This window comes from Okeania sp. SIO2F4, from assembly GCF_010672385.1.
GTDB lineage: Bacteria > Cyanobacteriota > Cyanobacteriia > Cyanobacteriales > Microcoleaceae > Trichodesmium.
Window position 1 is genome coordinate 1 of the sequence record NZ_JAAHGT010001334.1, and the last position, 1,714, is coordinate 1,714.

Annotated in this window: 1 protein-coding gene and 1 pseudogene; both read right to left on the reverse strand. The window is 36.1% G+C overall.

What is annotated here, in order from left to right; all coding sequences use genetic code 11:
* Nucleotides 1-188 (reverse strand): annotated as a pseudogene (locus F6K22_RS40180) (transaldolase family protein); the annotation flags it as partial.
* Nucleotides 189-620: 432 nt separating this feature from the next.
* Nucleotides 621-1,280: a SanA/YdcF family protein gene (locus tag F6K22_RS40185; protein WP_293110693.1), complete on the reverse strand. Its 660-nt coding sequence runs from the start codon at nt 1,278-1,280 to the stop codon at nt 621-623.
* Nucleotides 1,281-1,714 lie beyond the last annotated feature (434 nt).

Consider the following 1,714-nt stretch of genomic DNA (forward strand, 5'->3'; position numbering starts at 1 on the left):
AAGTTAATAGCAGTAAGTTGATAATATAATTCTCCAGAAACAATTTCTGAAAGTTCCTTTAATGTTGCTTCTGGAGACAAATCGCTTTTTGCCAGCAAAGTTGGGTTAGTTGTCACCCCAGATATCCAACCAAATTTACTGGCAACTCTTGCTTCTGTTACTATTGCTGAGTCAAGATAAAGAACCATTTTTTCCTCCTCTTAAAAATTATCAAAAAATTACAGCAGTTTCGGAGGTGCGTGAGGTACAAAGTTTTATTGTCCTAGGGAACAGGGAATATAAAAGTAGTCTTATGACTGTACCTCCGCATCCTCATGCATTGCTGTAATTTGGAAAACTTGATATCAACACAGTTTCTCTTACAAAAAATCCTTTCAGCCAATCCTTATATTATACCAATTTGATAAATGTTGGCTGCATTTTATTAAGAGGAAGGAGTAGAGAATAGGGTTATTAAGCATAAGATATCTTCGTGTTTTGGCAACGAATACTTAAAAATATTGCTGTTCCTTACTTATTACTTAGTAACTGAAGTCTTGAATTAGTCTAGCATTTTTTTTCAACAAGGTACTACAGAATAGGTAATTAATTCTAAATTCTAAATTCTAAATTCTAAATTCTTAACTAATCCCCTCAAAAGGTCCTAAAAAAGTTGGTTTAGGGCGAGTAATATGAACTTCCCATAATGCTTTTAATACTGCCAAAATTTCACGCAGAGAATAACGTTTCATAGAATCATTTCTAAATTTTCCCCAATCTGGTGTACCTAAACCTAGAGCATTTACTCCCAGTTGACGACAAGTATAAACTGCACGAGGTAAATGATAGTTTTGAGTTATTAAAACTGCTTGAGTAATACCAAATATTTCTTTGGCTCGATAACAACTTTCATAAGTGCTAAAACCAGCATAATCTAGAGTAATATCTTCAACAGATACACCATGATTAATAGCATATTCTTGCATGGCTTTTACCTCATTATAATTAGGGGTACTATTGTCGCCAGTCATCAAAATTTTTTTAATGCTACCAATGTTGTATAAATTAACTGCTCCTTGTACTCGGTCAGCTAACATTGGTGTGGGGGTACCATCTTCCCAAACTCCTGCCCCAAAAACTATGGCAATAGGTTGAGCTGGCACTTCTTCTGGATTTTTGTAGCGATATTTGCTTGTAGCTACTTTGACGTAAAAGTTTAAAACAAGAGGAATTAATAGTATTGTTAATACTATTAACGAGAAAATTAAGCGTTGATTGAGTAACAACAATTTAGGTAACATAGGCAATAATTAATCAAAAAAATAATACTAATTAAATGGATAAGATTGATGAAAAATTAGGATTTCAAGTAATAGTAAAAGGAATGATAAGTAGTCTAAGAGAAAAAAAGGGATTTATTTCATTAATGGATAATGGATAATTACCTCTGGTTAAAACAAATGCGGGAATTGAATATAAGGAAATATCCTAGCACTTTTCTCGCATTGGTGATTGGATATGGCGTTTAGCGCTCCGCACAACGGGCGTTAACGCGGAGCGACTTGAATTGTGGAGCGGCTCTGCATTCTTCGGGAAACCTCGCCATCCCATCCGTTTGTCATGCTCCGCTTTCCGACCGCTCTCTTGGTCGATTGGAGGCAAGCGAGGTTTCTTCGCCATCCCTCCTAAGGTCATGCTCCGCTTGCCGACCGCTCTCTTGGTCGATTGGAGGCAA

Coding starts and splice junctions, on each gene's coding strand:
- F6K22_RS40185 (WP_293110693.1), bottom strand. CDS start 1,280: ATGTTACCTAAATTGTTGTTACTCAATCAACGCTTAATTTTCTCGTTA.